Source organism: Desulfosarcina sp. (assembly GCF_033791525.1).
Lineage (GTDB): Bacteria > Desulfobacterota > Desulfobacteria > Desulfobacterales > Desulfosarcinaceae > Desulfosarcina.
Genome location: NZ_JASJGN010000147.1, coordinates 1 through 6,218, shown reverse-complemented (window position 1 = coordinate 6,218; position 6,218 = coordinate 1). Strand labels below are relative to the sequence as shown.

At 56.9% G+C, this 6,218-nt stretch carries 6 protein-coding genes and 1 pseudogene; 2 read left to right on the top strand and 5 right to left on the bottom strand.

The window, feature by feature from the left end; all coding sequences use genetic code 11:
• From QNK41_RS06810 to QNK41_RS06790, 5 genes and pseudogenes are all read right to left on the bottom strand, one after another.
• A pseudogene (locus QNK41_RS06810) lies at nt 1-214 on the bottom strand (hypothetical protein); the annotation flags it as partial.
• Nucleotides 211-1,038: an indole-3-glycerol phosphate synthase TrpC gene (trpC, locus tag QNK41_RS06805; RefSeq protein WP_319255081.1), complete on the bottom strand. Its 828-nt coding sequence runs from the start codon at nt 1,036-1,038 to the stop codon at nt 211-213. The gene trpC and the pseudogene QNK41_RS06810, both read right to left, overlap by 4 nt.
• Nucleotides 1,039-1,267: 229 nt before the next feature.
• The gene (gene trpD, locus QNK41_RS06800; protein ID WP_319255079.1) at nt 1,268-2,284 is read right to left on the bottom strand and encodes an anthranilate phosphoribosyltransferase; all 1,017 of its coding nucleotides are present in this window, start codon (nt 2,282-2,284) and stop codon (nt 1,268-1,270) included.
• Nucleotides 2,285-2,400: 116 nt separating this feature from the next.
• On the bottom strand, nt 2,401-2,967 hold the full coding sequence (locus tag QNK41_RS06795) for an aminodeoxychorismate/anthranilate synthase component II (protein WP_319255077.1): 567 nt from the start codon (nt 2,965-2,967) through the stop codon (nt 2,401-2,403).
• Nucleotides 2,964-4,472: an anthranilate synthase component I family protein gene (locus QNK41_RS06790; RefSeq protein ID WP_319255075.1), complete on the bottom strand. Its 1,509-nt coding sequence runs from the start codon at nt 4,470-4,472 to the stop codon at nt 2,964-2,966. Before QNK41_RS06790 ends, QNK41_RS06795 begins: the two co-directional genes overlap by 4 nt.
• A gap of 414 nt (nt 4,473-4,886) precedes the next feature.
• On the opposite strand from QNK41_RS06790, the gene QNK41_RS06785 reads away from it, so the two are divergent.
• Nucleotides 4,887-5,498, top strand: coding sequence for a response regulator (locus tag QNK41_RS06785; protein WP_319255073.1), 612 nt, complete (start codon nt 4,887-4,889; stop codon nt 5,496-5,498).
• A gap of 105 nt (nt 5,499-5,603) precedes the next feature.
• The coding region (locus QNK41_RS06780; RefSeq protein ID WP_319255071.1) for a PAC2 family protein at nt 5,604-6,218 on the top strand (615 nt) is incomplete at its 3' end.

The window sequence follows — 6,218 nt, the reverse complement described above, 5'->3', positions numbered from 1 at the left end:
CGACAAACACGCCCACGGCAGCCACTGTTTCCGGCAGTGCCGCCACCACGGCCCTGGCCTGGTCAGCGGTGACATGGCGCGGGCTTTTTGGAAAAAAGACCACACCGATGGCATCTGCACCCAGAGCAGCGCATTGGGCCGCCTCATGGGGAAGGGTCAATCCGCAGATCTTCACTTGGGGATAAAGAAGGTTCATCGCAGACGCATCGGTCATTCGGCACCGTTGTCCGGAGATGGCACCCCGGATCCCCCCGCCATCAACGCACGGATAAACCGGACCGGGTCATCGGACCGGACAATGCTCTCCCCCACCAGAAAATTGAAGATCCCGGCCTTCAGATTCCGTTGAATGTCCGCCGGCCTTGAAATACCGGAGGCGGCCACGGGCACCTGACCGGGCGCCAGGCGGGCGACCAGATCCATGGCATTGGCGATGTCCGTTTCAAAGGTGTTCAGGTTGCGATTGTTGATGCCCACCAGACGGGCACCGCATACGGCAACAGTGCGGGCATCCTCCGGCGTGTGGATCTCCACCAGGGCCTCCATACCCAGTTCGCGACACAGTGCGTAGAGCCGGTTCAATTTTTTCTCGGTGAGGATTCTGGCGATCAGCAGAATGGCATCCGCGCCGGCCGCCGCCGCTTCGTACACCTGGTAGCGGCTGATGACAAACTCTTTTCTCAGCACCGGCAGGGCACAGGCGGAACGCGCCGCCGTCAGGTCGTCGAGGCTGCCCTTGAAAAAGGTGGGATCGGTAAGCACCGAGACGGCCGCTGCCCCCCCTTTTTCATACCGCAAAGCCGTCCGAAAGGCATCCAGATCAGGAGCGATGTCGCCTTTGGACGGTGACGCCCGCTTGATTTCAGCGATTATGTTTACCCCGGCGGCACCCGGTTGGGAGAGCGTTTCAAAAAAGGGCCGGAAATCCGATCGCTGCCGGGCCAGCTCAGCCAGCCGGCCTTCGGGGATGATTTTTCTGGCCTGCGAAATCTCGCGTCCCTTCTGTTGAACAATCTGCGTAAGAAAATCGGTCGTCATAAATAACTACCCCTGAGTTGAGCGGTAGGTTAATCATGCAATCTTGAGATTTTATTTTGTGTCCGTTCAGAAACGAGGAAATTTGGTCGAGATCAAGGCATGCGAATAATTTTACCTCAGGTGCCCTGAAAGAAATGCCCTTGGGGTAAATATAGTCGATATTCCGGGGATAAAAACGTTCGCATAACGAAGATATCTGGCAAAATAACCGTTTCTGGATGGGCACCGGTTATCCGTTGTCACGAGTATAGGCAACCAATGCCTCCAGTTTGCCCAAGGCGGCGCCACTGTCGATGGCCTGCTCGGCCAGGGCGATGCCGGTCGTCAGATCCGCGGCCTTCTGGCAGGCCACCAGCGCGGCGGCTGTATTGAGAAGCACCACATCCCGCTTGGGGCCTTTTTCTCCCGTCAGAATGGTGCGGGTAATGGCCGCATTTTCCTCTGGGTCACCACCGGTCATCTGGTGCGGCTCGGCCAGCTGGCTGAAATACTGCTCCGGGTAGATGTCATAGGTACGAATCATGTCGTTCTTCAACTGGGAGACGCGCGTGGGGGCGCACACGGAGATTTCGTCCAGCCCGTCGTGCCCGTGAACCACGAATGCACTCCTGGCACCCAAAAGGCGAAGCGCCTCGGCAAACATTTCGGTAAGCTGGGGAGCGAACACGCCAAGCAGTTGGCAGTTGGCGCCGGCTGGATTGGTCAGCGGCCCCAGCATGTTGAAGATGCTTCGCAGGCCCACCTCCGTGCGCGCCTTGGCAGCAAAGCGCATGGCGCTGTGGTATAGCGGAGCAAAAAGAAAGCCGATGCCGATCTCCTGGACCGCCTCCTCGACCACTTCCGGGTCCGTATCCAGCTTGATGCCCAGGGTTTCCAGCACATCGGCGCTGCCGCACCTGGACGAAACACTGCGGTTGCCGTGCTTGGCCACGGTCACCCCGCAACCGGCCACGACAAATGCCGTGGTGGTGGAGATGTTGAATGTTTTGAGCCCGTCCCCGCCGGTACCACAGGTGTCCACGACCGGCATGGCAGCGGCCTGGATGCGGTGGGCCTTTTTGCGCATGGCCCGAGCCGCACCAGCCAGTTCCTCAACGGTTTCCCCTTTGGTGGCCAGGGCGGCCATCATGGCGCCCACCTGGGCGTCGGTGGTCTTGCCGTCAAAAATTTCAGACATCATCTCCGCCATCTGGGTTTGGTTCAAATCGGTTCGGTTGATGATGGTTGCCAGGTGATCCTTGAACATGGCTTAATTTCTCCCTCTACTCAGTCCTTTTAACATCTCGATCCTGAAATTCGTGTTTTTATGTCAGGGAACAAGACAAATAGTAAATAAAATCCATTTATTTAAACCCTTAACGCCTAAATTATTTTAATAAAATTGCGCAGCAACCGCTTTCCCAGCGGGGTCATGATGGATTCGGGGTGAAACTGGATCCCCTCGGTGATATGGGACCGATGCCGAATACCCATGATCTCGCCGTCCTCCGCGGTGGCAGTCACCGCCAGACAGTCTGGCAAACTGTCCTTCTCCACCGACAGGCTGTGGTAACGCATGGCCTGAAATTGCTGTTTGATGCCGGCAAAGATTCCCTTGCCATCACCGGTGATGGCCGACGTTTTGCCGTGCATCAGCCGCTTGGCGCCAATCACCCGGCCGCCAAAGACATGGGCGATGGACTGGTGGCCCAGGCAAACGCCGAGGATCGGTATCTTTCCGGAAAACCGCCTGATCGTATCCACGGAAACACCGGCGGACTCCGGACGGCCCGGCCCCGGTGAAATCACGATGGCCTGAGGAGCCATCGCCGCGATTTCATTCACACTGACGGCGTCGTTTCTTCTCACCTCCACCCCCTCGCCGATCTGTTTGAGATACTGAACCAGATTATAGGTGAAGGAGTCGTAATTGTCGATCATCAGAATCATGGTGTTGTCTCCACACCCTGGCAGGTCAGTTCGAGGGCCCGTTGAATGGCCATGGCCTTGTTGACGGTCTCCAGCCGCTCGCTTTCCGGATCCGAGTCAGCCACAATACCCGCTCCAGCCCGTACGGTAAGCGTCCCGTTTTCAATACAAGCGGTCCGGATGGTAATGGCGAGGTCCATGTTGCCGCTGAAAGAGACGTATCCGACGGCGCCGCCGTATGGTCCGCGTGGACTTTGTTCCAATTCGTCGATGATCTCCATGGCCCGCACCTTGGGTGCCCCGGAAAGGGTGCCGGCCGGAAAAGAGGCCCGCAGCAAGTCCCATGCATCGTAACCATCCTCAATATCACAGTTGATGTTGGAAACCAGGTGCATGACGTGGGAGTAACGCTCCACCACCATCAGATCCGTCACCTGGACCGTGCCGGTCCGGGCGATCCGGCCCAGGTCGTTTCGCCCCAAATCCACGAGCATCAGATGCTCGGCACGCTCCTTCTCGTCGGCCAGCAGTTCCGAGGCCAGGGCCCGGTCCGCCTGTTCGCTGGATCCCCGGGGTCGGGTGCCGGCGATGGGTCGCAGGGTGGCCACGCCGTTTTCCAGGCGCACCATCGTTTCCGGTGAGGATCCCACTAGGACCATCTCATCGAAATGAAAAAAGTAGAGGTAAGGAGATGGGTTCACATAACGCTGTGCCCGATAGATGGCAATGATGTCCCCGGGCGCGCTGCATTGAAAGGGCTGCGAGATAACGGCCTGGATCACGTCGCCTTGCTGGATGTGGTCTTTTACGCTGGCCACCCGCTCTCTGAAAGTTTGTGCCGCCAGCAGCGGGACCATGGTCGGGCTGTCGCCGAGGCCCTCCGGCGCAGCATCGCCAACACGCGTGGCCATGCGCTGTTCAATAGCGTCCAGCCGCGTCATGGCATCATCGTAAGCCGCTGTAGCATCCGGATTCCCGTCGGTAAAGGCGATGGCCACACAGATCATCGTGTTGCGAATGTTGTCGAAAATAAGCAGTTCGTCGCAGAGAATGAAGTGGGCCATGGGGGTATCCACCGACATTCGGTTGGGGATACGCTCGAAAAATGAAACCATTTCATAGGTGAGATAACCGACCAGACCGCCCCAGAACCGGGGAAGCTCACCCATTTCCGCCGGCTGAAAACGGCTCATGAATGTTTTCAGGGTGCTCAGGGGATCGCCGCCGTGGAGAATTTTCTCTTCCTGCCCGTTCTCGGCAATAATCACCTGATCGGCAAACACCTTGACGTGGGTCCTGGCCGACGTGCCCAGAAAGCTGTAACGCCCCCATTTTTCACCGCCCTCCACACTCTCCAGCAGAAAAAGCGGTGTTCGCGGTCCCTTGCCGCCGTCGTCGTAGCATTTTTTCAACAGGGAGACCGGCGTCTCCATGTCGGCCAGAATCTCACGGCAAACGGGAATCACATTACAGGTGCGGGCCAACGCATCAAACCGATCCCGGCTTGGAAATTCCTTCAATTTCATCTGTTGTCCTCTTTCCAATAAAAAAAGGCCGTGTTTGGTTCCACGACCCTGAATAAGAGATGTGTAAGGACTTTTGAATGGGGTGTCAAGGACTTTTTGTTCTTATATATAGAAACATCGAAGCCAAAGATTCGCCCAACCCACCACAGTGGCAGGAAAATTGCTTTTGTATATTACCGGCAATCGATTCTGAACTGGCGGAGTGTTGGATTGAGCCCTCCCCGCGGCAAGCGGCGGGGAGGGCGCTCGCTGTCGCTGTTGATCCGGCCTGGCCGGATATTGCTGGACAGTTGAAAAAACAGCCCTATTTTTTGATGTCAAGAGCGTTCGAATACCGGATAAGCCTGTGCACAAAAGGGCATCCCATGCGCAATAATTGCAGCATCGAACGCCATAGCCAATGCGAGGTACGCCATGCATCGACAGATAAGTATCCTGGTGGTGGAAGATGACCCGAATGTATCCACCGTGCTCACCGCCCGATTGGAAAGTTTAGACTACCACGTATGCGGCAGCGCCGAAACCGGGCTCGAGGCCATCAGCGGGGTTTACCGGCACAACCCGGACATTGTCACCATGGATATCCTGCTCAAAGGGGAAATGAACGGAATCGAAGCCGCCGCAAAAATCGCCGAAGGTTCGGATGTGCCCATCATCTATATGACCTGCCTTTCCGACCAGCAGGTATTCAAGCGGGCCATCGGCACCCACCCGTACGGTTATATCATCAAACCCTACGACATCAATGAACTGCGGTCCGCCATTGAAATTGCCGTGGTCAAGCACCAGGCGGCCAAAGAGCGGGAAACACTGATCGCCCAACTGCAAAAAGCCCTCAAGGAGGTCAAAACCCTCAGCGGCCTGTTGCCCATCTGCGCCTCCTGCAAAAAAATCCGCAAAGACGACAGCACCTGGCAGCAGATCGAGGAATACATCGCCAGCCATTCAGAGGCCGATTTCACCCACGGCATTTGCCCCGAATGCGCCCATCAGCTCTATCCGGAACTGTATAAAAACAAAGGCTGATCCGGATGGGTTTGCTATAACACATCTGGATTTGGGTATTGACAGCCAACCGATTCCCTCCGAAAATGGGATAATTACGATCATATTTGCTAAAGCTGGGTTAGAATGAAGCGTATGGAATACCAGACCTTCCGATTGGAGACGATGCCCACCCTTGCAGCACCGATGTTTATCATCGGTTTCCGTGGATGGGGCAATGCACTCGAGGTGTCGGCCGGCACTGCTGCCTATCTGGTGGATACCCTCCAGGCCGCTTCCATCGGCCATATGGAACCCGACGCCTGCTATCGCTATGACGAAAGCCGCCCGGTAGTGAGGATCGAAACCGGTGCTATGAAATCGATCACCCCCCCGGGAGGAAGCTTTTTCGCCATCGAAACCGCTTCCGGTGAAAACGATCTGGTAATTTTGATCGCCGACGAACCCAGCCTGAACTGGTACCGGTTTTCCCGAGAGTTGGTGGATCTGGCTCACCGGCTCGGGGCCCCGGGCGTGATTACCCTGGGCAGTATGTTCGACAATGTGTTACACACCGACCGGATTATTTCGGCGGTGACCACCGGCAGCGATTTTGAAGGTGTGGTCAGCCGGCATCGGGTGATTCCGATCAATTATCACGGCCCCAGCGCCATCCACACGATCATTCTGGAGGCCTGCCGGAAGCGCGCGGTGGCCGGTGCCAGCCTCTGGGGCCACTGTCCCGCCTACCTGCAGGGCATC